General features: G+C 69.6%; 11 protein-coding genes and 1 pseudogene. 5 read left to right on the top strand and 7 right to left on the bottom strand.

The window, feature by feature from the left end:
* Positions 1-34: 34 nt before the first annotated feature.
* The 3 genes from KVT44_RS17465 to KVT44_RS17475 form a co-directional block, all read right to left on the bottom strand.
* Positions 35-1,288, bottom strand: a complete 1,254-nt coding sequence (locus KVT44_RS17465; RefSeq protein WP_217567713.1) for a hypothetical protein — start codon at positions 1,286-1,288, stop codon at positions 35-37.
* 217 nt (positions 1,289-1,505) lie between these two features.
* Positions 1,506-2,225 carry a DUF4232 domain-containing protein gene (locus tag KVT44_RS17470; protein ID WP_190168431.1) on the bottom strand — a complete coding sequence of 240 codons (720 nt, stop codon included), beginning with the start codon at positions 2,223-2,225 and terminating at the stop codon, positions 1,506-1,508.
* Positions 2,226-2,450: 225 nt separating this feature from the next.
* Complete coding sequence (locus KVT44_RS17475) at positions 2,451-3,842, bottom strand: serine/threonine-protein kinase (RefSeq protein WP_217567714.1); 1,392 nt, start codon at positions 3,840-3,842, stop codon at positions 2,451-2,453.
* A 55-nt stretch (positions 3,843-3,897) separates the two neighbouring features.
* Between KVT44_RS17475 and KVT44_RS60030 the strand changes: the two are divergent.
* Both KVT44_RS60030 and KVT44_RS58110 read left to right on the top strand, forming a co-directional pair.
* Positions 3,898-4,068 (top strand): annotated as a pseudogene (locus tag KVT44_RS60030) (DUF2637 domain-containing protein); the annotation flags it as partial.
* 39 nt (positions 4,069-4,107) lie between these two features.
* Positions 4,108-4,509 (top strand): hypothetical protein, encoded by a 402-nt coding sequence (locus KVT44_RS58110; protein WP_254649510.1) that lies wholly within the window; start codon positions 4,108-4,110, stop codon positions 4,507-4,509.
* 37 nt (positions 4,510-4,546) lie between these two features.
* On the opposite strand, the gene KVT44_RS17490 is transcribed toward KVT44_RS58110, so the two are convergent.
* Positions 4,547-8,788, bottom strand: a complete 4,242-nt coding sequence (locus KVT44_RS17490; RefSeq protein WP_217567715.1) for a hypothetical protein — start codon at positions 8,786-8,788, stop codon at positions 4,547-4,549.
* Positions 8,789-9,117: 329 nt separating this feature from the next.
* On the opposite strand from KVT44_RS17490, the gene KVT44_RS17495 reads away from it, so the two are divergent.
* The 3 genes from KVT44_RS17495 to KVT44_RS17505 all read left to right on the top strand — a co-directional run bounded on the left by KVT44_RS17495 (position 9,118) and on the right by KVT44_RS17505 (position 11,176).
* The gene (locus tag KVT44_RS17495; RefSeq protein ID WP_190168434.1) at positions 9,118-9,315 is read left to right on the top strand and encodes a hypothetical protein; all 198 of its coding nucleotides are present in this window, start codon (positions 9,118-9,120) and stop codon (positions 9,313-9,315) included.
* Positions 9,316-9,440: 125 nt separating this feature from the next.
* Entirely contained in the window at positions 9,441-9,992 is a 552-nt protein-coding gene (locus KVT44_RS17500; protein ID WP_054231249.1) for an RNA polymerase sigma factor, read from the top strand.
* A gap of 245 nt (positions 9,993-10,237) precedes the next feature.
* Positions 10,238-11,176: a hydrolase gene (locus KVT44_RS17505; RefSeq protein ID WP_099919319.1), complete on the top strand. Its 939-nt coding sequence runs from the start codon at positions 10,238-10,240 to the stop codon at positions 11,174-11,176.
* Positions 11,177-11,268: 92 nt separating this feature from the next.
* Here KVT44_RS17505 and KVT44_RS17510 read toward each other — a convergent pair whose 3' ends face one another.
* The 3 genes from KVT44_RS17510 to KVT44_RS17520 form a co-directional block, all read right to left on the bottom strand.
* Positions 11,269-12,618, bottom strand: a complete 1,350-nt coding sequence (locus KVT44_RS17510) for a jacalin-like lectin (protein ID WP_190168436.1) — start codon at positions 12,616-12,618, stop codon at positions 11,269-11,271.
* A gap of 43 nt (positions 12,619-12,661) precedes the next feature.
* Positions 12,662-14,047, bottom strand: a complete 1,386-nt coding sequence (locus KVT44_RS17515) for a glycoside hydrolase family 43 protein (protein ID WP_217567716.1) — start codon at positions 14,045-14,047, stop codon at positions 12,662-12,664.
* Positions 14,048-14,130: 83 nt separating this feature from the next.
* Positions 14,131-15,540, bottom strand: coding sequence for a glycoside hydrolase family 43 protein (locus KVT44_RS17520; RefSeq protein ID WP_217567717.1), 1,410 nt, complete (start codon positions 15,538-15,540; stop codon positions 14,131-14,133).
* Between the last annotated feature and the right edge of the window lie 57 nt (positions 15,541-15,597).

The following is a 15,597-nucleotide window of genomic DNA, read 5'->3' on the forward strand; positions in this document are numbered from 1 at the left end:
GTCGTGTTCGTAGTGGTGGTCGGCGTCGGAGTCGTCAGGAACTCGCCGTGGCCGACTGCGAGGCCGCCGTACCCAGGAACTCCGACCAGCCGCCGAGGGGCGACTGTCCCGGGTTGAGGGTGCGCAGCTTGCGCAGTACGGCCGGGTCCTGGGCCTCCAGCCACTGGACGAGCTGGCGGAAGGAGACCAGGCGCACGTCGTCGTGCCCGGCGATCTGCTCGATGGCCTGCTCGACCGCGTCCATGTATATCCCCCCGTTCCAGCGTTCGAAGTGGTTGCCGATGAAGAAGGGGGCTCGGTTGCTCTCGTAGGCGCGGCGGAAGCCGGCGAGGTAGCTGTCGCGGGCCTGGGCGCGCCAGGCGTCGTACATGGACTTGTCCCCGAGCGGGTTGGCGTGGGACTGGTTGGCCATCAGGTTGTAGTCCATCGACAGGACCTGGAAGGAGTGGCCGGGGAAGGGTATGGACTGCAGCGGGAAGTCCCAGATCTTGCCGCCCTGGACCTTGCCGGGCCACATCTGCAGGCCGCCGGGGCTGCTGGCGTCGTACTTCCAGCCGAGCGCGGCGGCGGTCGGCAGCAGGTTGGACTGGCCCTCAAGACACGGGGCTCGGCCGCCGATCAGCTCCTTCTCGTAGTCGAAGGGGAACGGTTCGAGGTCCGTGAAGCCGGTGTTGGTCTTCCACTCGGTGACGAACTTCTTCGCCTGCGCGATCTCGCTGCGCCACTCGGCGGGGGACCAGCGGCGTACCCCGTCCGCGCCGCAGAAGTGGCCGTTGAAGTGGGTGCCGATCTCGTGGCCCTCCAGCCAGGCGGACCGGATCTGCTGGATCGTGGAGTGGATGTGCCGGTCGGAGAGGTAGCCGATCGCGGAGGCGCCCACGGGGTGCTGCGGCGGGCTGTACAGGTGCTTCTTCGACTCGGGCAGTGTGTAGATGCCGCTGAGGAAGAACGTCATCGAGGCGCCGTGGTCGGCGGCGACCTTGCGGAAGCGGGAGAACAGCTTGTTGCTGAGCTCGCCCGCGCCGTCCCAGGAGAAGACCACGAACTGCGGCGGGCGCTCGCCCGACTTCAGCCGTTCGGCCTTCGGCTGCTTGGGCTGGGCCCCGGTGTCGGCGGTGGAGCCGTCGCCGATCAGCTTCGGCTTGGGGGACTTGCCGCTCGTGTCCCCCTCGGCGCCGCTGCCCACGGACCAGTCGTTCGCCGAGCAGGCGGTGAGCGCGCCCAGGCCGCCCAGCGCGCCCGCCGATGCCGTCGCGGTCAGCAGACGCCTGCGTGAGATGCCGGTCATGATGAACCCCCGAAGTTTCTCGATCCGGCTCCCGCCCGCGGGCGGGAGCTTCCGTTCCTGTGACGCGCCGCTCTGCGGGGTGCGTCAAACGGTGTGATGCGTGGATCGTCGGGAAAGGTCGCCGGGATCGGCACGTGTTGCTGTTCCGTGACAAACCCCGCCGATTCGCGGGGCGGACGGCGGGGCGGGGGAGCGGGGTCGGTGACGCCGGCCGAGGTCAGGCGCCGTTGCCGGCGCGGACGACGGTCAGGGATACGGAAGAGGCGTTCCCCGACACGGGTACCTCGCCCCCCTTCCACGCCACCTTGAGCGGGTCCCGCTCGTCGGGCGGCGTGACGATCAGCGAGGCGGGCGTCGCCGTCTTCGCCCCGCTGATGCCGGGATTGGAGAACGTCAGCCCCGCCCACGCGCTCCGCCCCGGCGTCAGCGTGACCGTCGTCGGTGTATCGGGGGAGCGCCTCGGGTCGGGCCCGAGCTGCTTGCCCGACGCGTCGACGAACGCCGCCCCGGGGAAGCCGCGCAGGGTGCAGGTGCGGTGGGAGATGTTGGTGAGGACGACGGGGAAGTTCTCCTGACCGGCGCCCGGATCGTTGGCGCCGACCGTCGCGCGCAGCTCCGAGGTGTGGCATCGGGTACCGCCGGACGAGCCGCTCCCGGTCGAGGACGAGTTCGAGCTCGACGACGAGTTCGAGGCCGCTGCCGATGGTGCGAGGGAACCGGTCGGGGCGGCGCCCGTACCGGTGGTGTCCGTGGTCTTGTCGCCGGAGGCCGGCTCGGCCGTGCCGGAGAGCTTCTGCGGAGGACTGGCGGCGCCGTGGTCGGTGCCGCAGGCCGTGAGCAGGCCGAGCAGCGCGACACCCGCGACCAGCGCTGCCCTGTGCGTGGGGGAGGACGGGCGGCGGACGGGAACCGCGTCGCCGGGCCGGAAGGTCGCCATGTCAACACTCCTTGGAATTCACCGCACGCGCCCTGACTCGGCGTGCGAACGGCGCTCTGTGCTCCGTCACCAGTGTCCGATGCTCGGGCACGCGAAAAGGTTCGCGGACCGGACGCGCGATTTCCGCGATTCCCGGAACGGGGACCGTGATCCGAGCCTCGCGGGCCTCGGCGCCGCTCGTCAGCCTCCGGCTCGTCAGTCTCTCGCTGGTCGGCTTCCGGATCGTCAGTCTCCGGCCCGTATGGAGCCGAGTACGCGGTCGGTCGTCGCGGAGCTGCCGGAGGCCTGGCGGATCTGGACGTACAGCTGTGGCTGCTGGTTCCCGCCCGCCGAGGTGAGCCCCGCCTCCGTGAGTGAGCCATGGCTGCCCGGACAGGCGTTCCAGGTGCGGATCAGCCCGTGCCAGCGCGTGCCCGCATAGGTGCGGCTGCCCTCGTAGTGGCAGTCGGTGTGGGCGATCGCCCCGACCCTGCCGCGCACGTCGCCGTGTTCGCTCAGGCCGACGAAGACCCCGTCCACGCCCGAGCGCAGGTTCTGCCACTTCGCCAGGTCGTCCGCGACGGCGAGACCCGGTTCGTGCGTGTCCGACAGGCCCACGGTCCGCGGATTCCACCCGGAGTCGCGCAGTTGGCGCCCCCACCCGTCCGGAACCTCGACCGAGACCTGTCCGGAGGCGTCCTCGACCGTCACGGACGGGGCGTCGGACCCTCGGGTCACGAGCGCGGTGGTCACACCGGCCGCGCCGATCACGACCGCGGCGGCCACGGCCACCAGCACGGTCCGCCGACGGCGCCGGGGCACGCGGACCGCCCCCATCGACACCTGTTCGGCCAGCCGTTCCAACTCCACGGCCAGGCTCAGCGCCGTGGGCCAGCGCCGGTCGCGATCGGGTTCCATGGCGCGCAGCAGCGCCCGCTGCACGTCCGGGGCCAGATCCGTACGCAGCCGTTCGGGTCGTACGACCTTGCCGGGCGGCCCGGGGACCGACCCCGTGACCAGGTGGTAGCCCAGAGCGCCGAGGCTGTACACGTCGGCCCGCGCGTCGATGCCCGAACCGGGCTGGGCCTGCTCGGGCGGGGTGTAGCCCGCGGAACCGGCCGCCATCGTCAGTCCGGAGGCCTGCGCCAGGCTCTTCGCGAGCCCGAGGTCGGCGAGCAGGACGCGGTCGGCGCCGCCGGAGGAGGTGCGCAGCAGTACGTTGGACGGCTTGATGTCGCGGTGCACGATCCCGGCCTCGTGCAGCGCGGCCGCGGCCCGTGCCGCGAGGGCCGTCAGGCGCAGTGCCTCGGCGATGGGCAGCGGCCCGGCCTCGATCCGGTCGTCGAGGGTGCCTCCGTCGGCGTACTCCATGACGAAGTAGGGCCTGCCGTCGGGTAGTTCACCGATGTCGTAGACCTGGACGACCCGGTTCGAGTCGGCCTTGCGCAGTAGCCGGGCCTCGGAGAGGAAACGTTCGCGGACGTCGAAGTGGTCGGCCCAGTTGTCGGACAGTACCTTCAGGGCGACGACGGCTTCGAGTACCTCGTCGTGGGCCAGCCACACCACGCCGAAGCCACCCGCGCCGAGACGCCGGTCCAGACGGTAGCGACCGATCCGATCGAGGGGACCCCTCAACATGGACAACCCGTCGCAAAGCCCGTGAGCCGGTGGGTTCGACCACGGTCGAGACGGCCTGGCATCTGTTCACCAGCGGGCATTTGCTCTCCAGGGCGGGGCGGATGCCACGAGCGCGGCGCTGTGTCCGCTGTCCCTAGAGGGGTTGCTGCTCCTGGCAACGGTCGGGCTGTTGAAGCCTACCGGTCACGTCGGCCGCCGAGCACGCGGCACCATGTGGAGGGCGTTCTTCCTCGGTATCCCATGTGTCGTCGCAGATGGAGGCTCTATGACGGACTTCGTAAGCACCCGGCGCAGGCTCCCAGGAGGAGACCTGTCCCCGGCGACCGCGCTGACGCTCGACCGGGTGCGGCTCGGCGCGGGTGGACCGCTCGTCCGCCTGCGGGTGGCTGGCGGCAGAGTCACCCATGTCGTCGCGGAGGAGGGCACCGGCGGGCGGGTGAGGCCGGCAGGTGGTGAGCGTGCCCTCGATCTGGACCCAGGAGGCGATCGTGGTCAACCTCCCGCGGCTGTACGCGCTGCAGCCCGGGGAGTCCGAACCGCCCCGGGGCTGACGCAGAACGCCCAGGCCCCGAAGGAGCAGCCCGCGTTCGACGAACCGGCGATGGGCGTGTGGGGCGGCGCGACCAGGACCGCGTCCGGGCCCATCGTCTCCACGGTGATCCCGTGACCACCGGCAGAAGACGCTGTCGGCCTTCCGGAGCGAGCTAGCTCGCCGTCCGTTCCGGTACCACCGGCGCCAGCACGTCCGGCCACGCGCGGTCCTCCAGCGGAGTACGGCGGTGGCGGACCGCCGCGTCGCGCAGCCCGGCCATGGCCTCCTCCCGGTAGCGGCTGCCGGCGAGGAGCCGTTCCGCGTCGGCGCGCACGTCCTCGTCGCGTCGACGGGCAGCCGCGATGTCGAGCGTCTTCTGCAGCATCGACAGCGGACCTTCCGACAGACCGGAGACGAGAGTCTGCCACTGCGCGCGGTCGGCGGTGAGCGACAGGCGGACGAGCGGCTTCTGCCAGAGCCAGCCGAGCCTGGTGACGTGATGGGGGTCGGCGGCGTCGGGACGGGCCGCGTGGCGGGCGACGTGCAGGACCAGCTCGACGGCCTGGGCAGGGTCGACCCCGCAGAGGCGTTCGGCCAGGAAGCCCACCCCGGAGTCGTGGATGCCGGCGGAGTCGGGAGCGGAGTCGATCCGTGCCTGGGCGGCGGCCAGGGCGCTCTGGACGTACGCGGTGGAGGTCAGGGGAGCGAAGCGGCAGTGCAGAAAGCACCGGAGCAGGCCGACGGACGTCTCGCCCCGAGCGGACTTTTCCACGGACGCGAGGACGGTGTCCATGTCCTCCCACGCGGCCTCCCCGGCGGGCCCGGGAAGGGACGCGACCTCTGGGCTGTTCCAATGCCGCAGGACCGAGAGGGCCCCAGCCCACTGAGGCGCGCCGAACGACGCCGCCAGGCCGGCCTGCTCGGCGAGGGATGGACGCTCGGCCGCACCCAGCCGCACGAGATCGCCCCACAGCCTGAGTGCCGCCAGTTTCACGTCCGGGTCCGGGCACGGCGCGCCCGCCCACAACTCCGCACACCACCGGGCGAGTTCCGAACCGTACCGGGCCAACGTGGCACGTGCCGCGTCGTTGGTGACGGACGCCGGCTGTTCGGCCGTCTGCTTCGCCAGCGCGGCGATCCAGGGAACGTCCGCGCTCGGGATCCGTTCGCTCACCGCGGCGGCCAGCAGCTGATGCCGGTGCGGTGCGTGGTCCACCAGACTCCGCTGGATCAGCTCGTTCAGCTTGTTGCGGCGCGCCTTGTGCCAACGCTCGCCGTCGCAGAAGGTGGGCCAGTCGTTCGAGCCCTTCGCGGCCTGGTGAAACCTCCCGCCCTCCAGCTCTACGCGCCATCGCCTGAGCGTGGACACACCCCTGCTGTGGCCGGCCGCCGCCAGGGGCACGAGAAGCGCCGAGGCACTGTCGGAGGTGAAGAAGACCGTGTCCTTCTTCCGCTCCGGCCACGCTCCCTTCACGGGCCAGGGCACGATCTGCGTGATCCGCTCCAGGGGCAGCCGGCTGACACCGGCGGCGGCGAATCGCGCGCCGCGAGCGGTCCCGGCCGGGACCGGGGTCCGCGCGCCGAGCGCGCCGAGGCGATCGGTGCACCACCGCGCCGCGGCATCCGTGCCCGGTTCGTCGTACGGCGGGGCCAGCAGCGGCGCGAGGAGGTGGCGGGCCACCTGATCGATCTTGTCGCTGCGCGAACAGAGCCGTACGGTCTCCTCCAGGAGCTCCGCGACTCCCGCGGCGCGAGTTCTCAGCTTCCGGCCGACCTGGGCGAGGACGGCGTGCAGCCGCTGCGGCGGCACGTCGAAGAACGTGGGGCCCTCACCGGCGAGTTCGCGGATGATCTCGTCGGGCGGCGTGCCGCTGGACGTCGAGAACCAGTGCGCCTCGAGTACCTGTTGCGCCTGCTCTGCCTCCTCGGCGAGCGAGACGGCCTCCCACTGCCTCTGGGGGAATCCCGCCGTCGGCTCGCGCCGGGCGGCACGGGCCGGATTGCCGCCCAGCCGCTCCGCCACCCGGGCCGCCGCGTCGAGCAGTCCCGCCCAGTCCGCCTGGTCGGCGCGGCGGTGGATCGGCAGTACGCACTGCCACACCTGACGCCTTGCCCCGTGCTGCTCGGCGAGCGCGATGAGCTCGGCCATACGGTCGGCGGCCCAGCGCCCGTGATGTTCGGCCAGGGCGTCGACCAGTCGTACGGCGTGGTTGCCGTGGCTGCCCGCGTCTTTGGAGTCCAGACGGACGAGCCACGACCACAGACAGTGCGATGTCCCGCACCCGGCGGCACCGTCGTCGTCGGCGTCCCTCCGGCGCAGGAAGCACCGGTCACGGTTGCCGCACAGCTCGTAGAGCATCGACCAGACGGCATCGGCCGCTGACCGGTCGACCCGCCCGAAGCGGCACAGCAGGTCGAGTGCGCGCCTCTGCATGCCGTCGTGGTGGCGCAGTACCACCTTCAGGTCGCGTGCGACCCTGACGGGCTGACGGTGCTTCACGGACGGCAGGATGGCGAGCAGTTCCTCCACCATGGACTGCGGCGCGTTCGGCAGATACGTGTGCATGCACTGCTGGGCGTAGTCGTAGAGTTCGGGCAGCAGTGCGTACGCGCGCACCGCGATGACCTGCAGGTCGACGTCTTCGCTGTCCAGCAGGCGCACGAGCAGGTCGGTGGCGTTGTTCTTCGCCGGACCCCCGGAGCGCACACCCTGGACCAGTGCCTGCTCGGCCACCACGGCCCGCAGGAAGTCATCGGGGTGGGCCTGTAGATGGTCGCCCAGCTTCTCGTAGTACGAGTGCCGGTGGTCGGCGAGGTCGCGCAGGCAGCGCCCCGCCGCGTACTCGTACAGCGTCTGGTGGAAGAACTGCGTGGAGCGGTGCCCGAGCGCGTCGATTCCGTGGACCACGCCGCGCCGCTCCAACGCGGCCAACTGGCTCATCGCCAGGTCGGCCTCGGTGGGCGGGAGAACCGCGTGCGGAAGCCGGTCGGGCAGGCCCGCGCCCGGCAGCGAGACGACTCCGTCGGCCAGCATCAACCGTGCCAGGCCCTGTGCGGGCCAGGACAGGTCGGGAGAGCCCTCAGAGCTGTGGGAGGGCGAGCCCTGGCGTGCGTCGGTGATGACCTTCTTGGCCCAGTACGCGTCATACAGGCCGCCCGCATCGATCTCGGGCTTGGGGGAGTCGGGCGCGTACACCTCGAAGAGCATGCGCAGGGTCAGCGGACGGGCGACGACCTCGCGGACGGGCAGGCCGCGCACCGCCGCGCGCATCAGGGCCCCGGCTGTCTCCGCCCGGTTCCGGGGCGACTGCTCAGACAGATAGTGCGCGCAGTAGGCGGCGATGGCGCGCTCGAGTTCACCGGCCCTGAACCCCTCGATCTGCGTTCCCACGTTGCACGGTGTGGTGCCCAGCAGATCCTTCAGCGCGCCCCTGTCCCGGGTCCTGCACGTGACGACCAGGGGCAGCTGCCGCTTCTGGCACACGTCGACGACGCGGCTGAGCGTCCGGCGACCGTCGGCGGAGTGCAGCAGAACGTCGGCACTGTCCATCAGCACCACGCGTCCGTGACCCGTGGTGCTCTTGCTGGTGGTGTCGAGCAGCGTCACCAGGTCCTGCTCCTCCGTGCGCGTGAGGAGTTCCTCGCTCCGCAGCAGGACCGGCCGCAGGACTGTCCCCTTGACCGGTTCCGGCGAGGTCGCGCGGCCTTCGAGGAGTCCGGCGAGGTACCACAGCATGCTCGTCTTGCCGGTTCCCGCGTCCCCCAGGACGACGTGCACGGGTTGCCCCGGCCGCCGGTCGCGGATCTGCCGGCCCAGTGTGCGGGCCAGAGGTTCCTCGTGTCCCCGGGCGATGTAGAGATCGGAGAGGGAGATCCCCTGGTCCAGCAGCGCGATCTCGTCGAGCGCCCGCTCGCTGACAGCGTGCAGGAATTCGTTCTTCGACTTCCCGCCGTCGCCGCTCGCCCTGCTGACCCGCCACAGGTCGCGTACGACCACGCGTAGCTGTCCCACGAGCTCGGGGGGCAGTCGGTGGGGGAGCGCAAGATGGATCGTGGCTTCCACGATCCGCTGCTGGTCGAAGCCGATGCCCTTGCCCGCCCGAAGGCCGGCGAGGAGCGAGACGAAGGTGTCCCGGTGGAACTGAGGAACGCGGTCCGGCGCCCTGCTCAGTCCCTTGTCCCGGTCCATGACCATCTGACGGCGCACCAGCCGGTGCACCTCGCTCCACACCGCCTCGTCCGTGCGGCTTGCCTCACCGCCCCGGCGCCCCGCCGTCTGCCGTCGCAGTTGCTCAAGGCAACGGTCATAGAGCAGTTCCAGGGCCGTCAGCAGGAGCTGTGCCGCCGTGCGGGCCACCTCGGAGTCCAGTCCCAGCCGGTCCCCTCCCGGCCCTGACGTTTCCGCTCCTGCCACCGCCCCAACTCCCCGTCGAGATTGCTGGATTGCCGGTCGCCCAGAGTAAGGGACAGGTCGGGCCCTTCCGGGCCGGCACCGCGAACGAGACCTCGCGGCAAATACCACCCCAACGGGATCCGACCTGCGGATTCGCAACGGCGAAAGTCCATGACCTCGCCGTAGTTCGTGCCCCGATCAGGTACGCGGGACCTTGAGAACTCACGCCGGCACAGTCCGGGGTGCGGGCCCGCACCTCACCACTTCGAACTGGTGAGGTCCACATGAATCGTACCTTCAACTCCCTTTTCCCCGCCGTCCCTTCCTGCCTCAACACTGTCCACACGCAAGTGACCGCGCTTGCCGAGACGACGGCGCACTTCGCCGAGCGCACACTTGCATGGCATCCGGACCCCGCGGTGGGCCTGGTCGCTCACGTCCTGGGAGACCTGGTACGCGACGAGGGCGTCCGACTGTACTTCCGGATCACACTCCGTGTGGCATGGGCACGGACGACTGCCCTGCTGAACCGGGGCAGTCAGGGCTGAACTCCCGGTCTGCCCGCTCTCAGGGCCGTTGGGCAAGGAAGCCTCCCGTGCCGCCCAAGAGCAGGCCGAGGCAGTCCACGCAGCTATGATGCCTGGCCTCTGATCGACACCGAGGGGAGCACCCAGTGCAGGACGCGGCGGCGACCGAGGAGCTCGCGCTGCGCGCGGCCTCGGGTGATCCGGCAGCCCTTGACCTGCTGCTCCAGGGGATCCGCCCGGAGGTCGTGCGGCGCTGCGGGCGCTTCCTGCCCTGCCGCGAGGACGCCGAGGAGGCTGCGCAGGACGTCCTCCTCCAGGTGGCGCGGAAGATCACCTCATTCGAGGGGCGCAGCCGGTTCAGCACCTGGCTCTACACGGTCGTCGCCAACTGCGCCCGGCAGAAGTACCGCGAGCTGAAGCGGAGGGCCGCCGAGCAGCCGGACGTCATCGACGCCTCGCAGCACGTCGACCCGCGCACCACGAGCGTGATCGCCGGTTCCCGCATCGACCTCCTGGAGGCGCTGGAACGCCTGGAGCGCGAACACCCTCATCTGGTCGCGCCGTTGGTCTACCGGGACATCTGCCAGCTGGAGTACGCCGAGGTCGCCGAGCGCGTCGGCATTCCGCTCGGCACGCTCAAGTCCCGGCTGCACGAGGCGCGCAGGCAGGTCAGGCCCTGGCTGGTCGACGCGTCCTGACGGATCGACGGCCGCCTGTCGCGGTCAATCATCGCGCGAGCCGTCAACTGGCGTGAATCCCGCGCCGGTTGTGGCGCAAGGTAAGAGGTTGATGATAAGTCGCGGCAGGGTCTCCCGGCGGCCTTGATCATGTCTGTACTGTCCACCGTTGTGTCGAACGGCAGTCGTTCAACGGCCGTTCTACGCGCGCAGATCGGCGCCCCGCACCGCCTCTTCCCCCGCCCCCACCCATGGAGGAATGCCGGATGCTCACCCCCACAAGGCCCCGCCACAGACTCGCCGTCGCCCTCACCGCGCTCGGCGTGCTGCTCACGGGAGCCGCGCTCCAGACGACCACCGCCGCCCCCGCGCACGCGGCCACCACCCATCGCGTCCTGTTCGACAACGGCCACGCGGAGACGGCGGGCAATGCCGACTGGATCATCTCCACCAGTCAGCCGAACCCGCTGAGCGAGGACTCCTCGCCGTCCTCCGAGACCGACTGGACCGGCGCGCTCTCCTCGTGGGGCGTGGCCCTGCAGAAGACCGGCGACTACAGCCTGGACACGCTGCCTTCGGGCTCCAAGCTGACGTACGGCGGTACCTCGGCCACCGACCTGTCGAACTTCGACACGCTGGTGCTGCCCGAGCCCAACACGCTCTTCACCACGGCCGAGAAGACCGCGATCATGACGTTCGTGAAGAACGGCGGCGGTCTGTTCATGATCTCCGACCACACCGGGGCCGACCGCAACAGCGACGGCTACGACGCGGTGAAGATCCTGAACGACCTGATGACCAACAACAGCGTCGACTCCACAGACCCGTTCGGCTTCTCCATCGACTCGCTGAACATCAGCTCGGGCTACCCCGCGGCGATCAGTGACAGCACCAACGCCGTCCTGCACGGCTCGTTCGGCACCGTCACCAAGAGCCTCATCGCCAACGGTACGACGGCCACGCTGAAGCCCGCCGACAACTCGGCAGTCAAGGGCCTGCTCTACCGCTCCGGCTACTCGGGCAATACAGGGGCCTTCTTCGCCACCAGCACCTTCGGCAGCGGCAAGGTCGCCTTCTGGGGCGACAGTTCGCCGATCGACGACGGCACCGGTCAGTCCGGCAACACGCTCTACGACGGCTGGAACGACACCGGCGCCACGAACGCCGCCCTCGCCCTGAACGCCACCGAGTGGCTTTCCTCGTGAGTGAGCCGAGCCTCGTGACTGAGCAAGTGAGCAAGTGAGCCCGTGGCCCCTGGTGTGCGCACACCAGGGGCCACGGGCTCGGTCGTGTCCGGTCAGCGCTGGGTGTAGATGAAGCCGATCTTGTCGACCTCGTCGCCCGTGCGGCCGTGGAACCCGGCGATCTGCCAGCCCGACGGCGCCGTGCGGGTCACGCAGTCCGAGGTCGTCGTACCGCCGGCCAGGCTGTTGCCGAGGTTGGTGGTGAACTTGGCGTAGAAGATCCGGGTGTTGCCGTCCTTCACGCCCTGGCACAGCTGCGCCGAGGTGACGTACTCGCCGCTGCCGAGCGTGAGCGACGAGGCGGTGCCGCCCGTGCCGCCGTGGGTCAGCGTCGTGCCGTTGCTCAGCGTCAGGCCCATCTGGTCGACGCGCGAGCCGCTGCGCAGGGTGAGGGTGGTCGCCCTGGCCCCGGCCGGCACGCTGTCGATGTCGTTGAAGTAGTCCCCGTGCGGGCCGCCGAACTGGTCGCTCAGCTGGAAGGAGGGGTTGCGCGACCAGGTGAACTTGGCGGTGATCGGGTCGTGGTCGGAGAGCATCAGCCCGTCCGAGGTCAGGAAGCTCGCGTGCTCGTTGTTGTAGCTCGTGGCGTTGAGCGTGACCAGCTTGCTGCCGCGGTAGAGGATCTTGTCTACGACCTCGCAGGTGTTGGGCACGGTGGCACCGGTCTGGTCGCAGACCAGCGCGTCGCTGCCCTTGGCGGGCGGGGTGCCGCCGCGGATGAGCTTGACCCAGGCGTCGGTCAGGCCGTTGGCCGCGCCGAACTCGGCGATCGTGTCACCGGTGCGCGTGTAGCGGGTGTTGGTGTCACCCATGACCACCACGGCGTTGCCCTTGGAGTGGCTCTGGATGAAGGCCGTGAGCTGGTTGAGGTTGTCCGCCCGCGAGGCCAGGTCGCCGTCGTTCGTGCCCGCGTTGGTGTGCAGGTTGTAGAAGTCGACGTAGACGCCCTCGGCCAGCCGTTCCCGCATGAACGTGAAGCCCTTGGGGGTCAGGCAGTCGCCCGAGTCGATCTGGCAGGAGTTCCAGTGCACCCGCTCGAAGTCGTCGGTGTCGTAGGAGATCTTCGACAGGGTGTTGAGCCCGCTGCCGATCCCGGCGCCACCGCTGGTGGGTGTGCGGTAGGCATGTGTGGTGTCGCCCGCGTAGAGATAGGCGTGGTAGTTGAAGTCCTCCTCCACGTGGACGATGTCGTACGGGCCGAGCCGCTGGCCTATCGCCGTGGTGCTGGTGTCGCGCGGGGTCGAGGCGCTGGAGAGGGCCTCGGGGAGTCCGGCGACGTTGTAGCTGAGCACGTTGAAGGTGCCCGAGTCGGCGGCCGCCGCGGCGGGGGCGGTCGCCGTGAGTCCGCCGAGGGCCGCGGCTGCCGCGGCCAGTGTGGCGAGGACTCTTCGGAGAGGTGACATGGGGGTGTCTCCTGGGGACTGGGTACTGAGTGATGACGGGGCGTCAGTAGCCGACCGAGAACGTGGCGTCGGCCTTTTCGGTGCTGGTGGAGATGGGATCGATGCGCAGGACGTAGTTTGCGTGGCGGATGTGACGGTCCGGATAGTTGAAGGAGCGGAAAGATGACCAGGAGGTGTCGGCCAGGCCCGCGGTCCGGTAGAACGTGGCGTCCTGCGCGAACGTCGTCGTGCTGTCGTTGACGTCCAGTTGTAGCTGGTAGTTGTAGTGCCTCAGATAGCGCGTGGGATAGCTGACGGACTGGAAGGACACCCCGGAGCTGTCGGCGAGCCCCGGCACGAGCTTCCACTCCGCGTCGGTGTACGGGTCGAACGGGTAGGCGTCGATACGGCCGACGTAGTTGGCGTGACGGACGTAACGGTCCGGGTAGTTGTAGGACTTGATGCGACTCCAGCCAGGCTTGCCGTACGCCGCCACGAGGTTGTCGTACTCGGTGGTGGTGATCGGCTGGATGGTGCCGTGCTTGGAGTTGACCGGCTGGGTGTAGAGCCGCTGGTCGACCGCGGTCCAGGTGCCGGCGGCGAGGTCGGTGGACTGCCAGGCGTAGAAAACGCCGTTCGGGGTGTAGGTGTCTCCCCAGAGGTACCAGGTGCTCGACGTCTGGGACTTGACGAGGATCGGGGCCTCGGTGCCGCCGTGCGCGACGGGTGTGCTGAACACGGTGAAGCTGCCCGGGTCCAGGGAGGTCGACTTGGCGCCGACCAGCGTCTGGTCCTTCTTGAAGTAGAGGTAGTTGACCCCGCCGACGCCCACGGCCAGGTCGCCGTCGATGATGTCGTAGCCGGGGTCGAAGAAGACCTGCGCCGTCGACGCGGTCACGAAATCAGTGGTGTAGTTCACCATGATGACGTTGTGGCCCGTGGAGTTGACGGCCGAGTAGATGATCCCGTACTGGCCGCGTCCCGCGTCCCAGTACGCCTCCGGAGCCCAGCTGTGGGTGGCCATGTCGTGCAGCTTCAGCCGCCGGTAGCCGGTGAAGGAGCGCAGGTCGGCGGAGTCCCAGACATGGATGTACTGGCTCTGCAGGCTCCAGTCGGTGCCCTTGAGGTCAGTGGCGAGCACGACGAACGTGCCGTCCTGCTTGCAGAGGATGAACGGGTCGCGCAGGCCGCCGGTGCCCCCGGTCGGGGTCACGACCGGGTTGTTCTGGTTCAGCGGCATCCACTGGAGCGAGTCGGTGCTGACGGCGAGGTGAAGGCCGTAGTCGTCACCGAGGCCGTTCGGGGACTCGGTGAAGTAGCCCATCACGTAGGCGGATCCGGTCGCGGCGCGGGCGGACGGGGCGCCGATCGCGAAAGAGGTGGTGAGGGCGGCCATCGCCCCCAGCACGGTGCGGCGGGACGGCTGAAGGGGGCTGGGGCTGTCGCTCATCAGGTTCATCTCCCTCTCTTCCTCGGCTGAGACTGAAGCCGTGGATGTGACTGTGGAAGTTGATGCGGCTGCGGCTGCGGCGCTCATGCCCAGGCCGTCACGGGTACGAAGGAGCTGTCCTGGCGGAAGAGATCGGTGCCGTCCGACACGTCCACACGGAGCTGGTAGTTGTAGTGGCGCAGGTAGTAGCCCGGGTAGTTGTACGACTCGAAGCGGACGGCGCCGTCGGGGGTGCCGGTGCGGATGACGAACGTGGCGTCCTTGGCGAACGTCGACGTACCGTCGTTGGCGTCGAAGCGGCCCCGGAAGTCCCAGTGGCGCAGGTAGTTGCCGGCCGCGTCCCGGAAGGAGTAGGCGTTCGCGTCGGCGAGGCCCGGCACCACGGTGAAGGTGGACGCCTGCTTCTCGGCGGTGGTGCTGGAGCTGCTGACCACGGGCAGGTTGAGCAGCGCGGACTGCTCCTGCCAGTAGCGGGTGGAGTAGTTGCCCGACCGGAAGGAACGGGTCACGCCCGTGGCCAGGTCGACACCGCCGGACACCGTCTCCTTGATCACGGTGAAGTGGCGGGCCGTTCCGGAGATGCCCGGCAGCTTCTTCGGGGCGGTCCAGGTCGCGAAGGTGTCGTAGCTGTCGCTGTAGTAGTAACTGCCGTCGCCGTAGCCGTCGAAGAAGATCCGCCAGGCGCCGTTGTCGAGCTGGATCACCGAGGGACCCTCACGGGTGCCGCCCCAGCCGGCCCAGTCGCCGGTGCGGGTGATGGTGTACGGCCCGGTCAGGCTGGAGGCGGTGGCGTACTCGATGTACTTCGTCGTCTCGTTCTTCGGGAACGCGTGGTACGTGGAGCCGATCTTCACGATGAACGTGTCGATGTGGTTGGCGCCGATGCCGGACAGAGCCACAGGTGAACTCCACGCGGTGAGCGCGGAGTTGGTGGCCTTCATGACATATGGCGTGAAGATCCACTCGTCGTCGGTCGTCGAGCAGGACACGATGACGCTCACGCTGCCGTCGCTGTCGACGAACCACTCGGGCGCCCACGCGCGGGACAGACCGGTGATCGGGACCGTGTAGTCGTACAGGAAGGTCCAGTTGGCCCGGTCGGAGCTGCGGGCGAAGCCGATGGTGGTGCTGACGTCCTGCCAGGTGTGTGTGGTGTAGGTGATGTAGTAGTAGCCGTCGGTGTGCTTGAACACGCTGGCGTCGCGGATGCGGTTGCTGGGCGGGGTGTAGGCGGAGGACTTGACGAGCCGGAAGTCGGTGGCGTCGTCGGACTGGTACACGTTCACGGTGCCGTCGTCGCTGTTGAGGAACGGCACGATGGTGTAGCGGGTGGCCGAGCCGTGGGCGGGGGCCGCCGCGGTGGCCGAGCCGAGCAGGCCGGGCAGTTCGCCCAGCACGAGTGCGGTGGCGGGTATCGCGACCATCGCGCGCAGCAGACTGCGGCGGGACGGGTCGAGCGGCGTCGAGGACGCGTTCCGGTCGGGGATGATCATTTTTGCGGCTCTCCTTGTTTCTGTTGATCCGGGTGAGGGCGCGGCGGCTCCGCGTCC

It is taken from the genome of Streptomyces sp. GbtcB7 (assembly GCF_019091445.1).
In the GTDB taxonomy this organism is placed as follows: Bacteria; Actinomycetota; Actinomycetes; order Streptomycetales; family Streptomycetaceae; genus Streptomyces; species Streptomyces mirabilis.

Bases quoted from the DNA above. Each gene is read 5' to 3' on its own strand.
- KVT44_RS17465 (WP_217567713.1), bottom strand. From the start codon at position 1,288: ATGACCGGCATCTCACGCAGGCGTCTGCTGACCGCGACGGCATCGGCG.
- KVT44_RS17470 (WP_190168431.1), bottom strand. From the start codon at position 2,225: ATGGCGACCTTCCGGCCCGGCGACGCGGTTCCCGTCCGCCGCCCGTCC.
- KVT44_RS17475 (WP_217567714.1), bottom strand. From the start codon at position 3,842: ATGTTGAGGGGTCCCCTCGATCGGATCGGTCGCTACCGTCTGGACCGG.
- KVT44_RS58110 (WP_254649510.1), top strand. From the start codon at position 4,108: ATGACGGACTTCGTAAGCACCCGGCGCAGGCTCCCAGGAGGAGACCTG.
- KVT44_RS17505 (WP_099919319.1), top strand. From the start codon at position 10,238: ATGCTCACCCCCACAAGGCCCCGCCACAGACTCGCCGTCGCCCTCACC.
- KVT44_RS17510 (WP_190168436.1), bottom strand. From the start codon at position 12,618: ATGTCACCTCTCCGAAGAGTCCTCGCCACACTGGCCGCGGCAGCCGCG.
- KVT44_RS17515 (WP_217567716.1), bottom strand. From the start codon at position 14,047: ATGAGCGACAGCCCCAGCCCCCTTCAGCCGTCCCGCCGCACCGTGCTG.
- KVT44_RS17520 (WP_217567717.1), bottom strand. From the start codon at position 15,540: ATGATCATCCCCGACCGGAACGCGTCCTCGACGCCGCTCGACCCGTCC.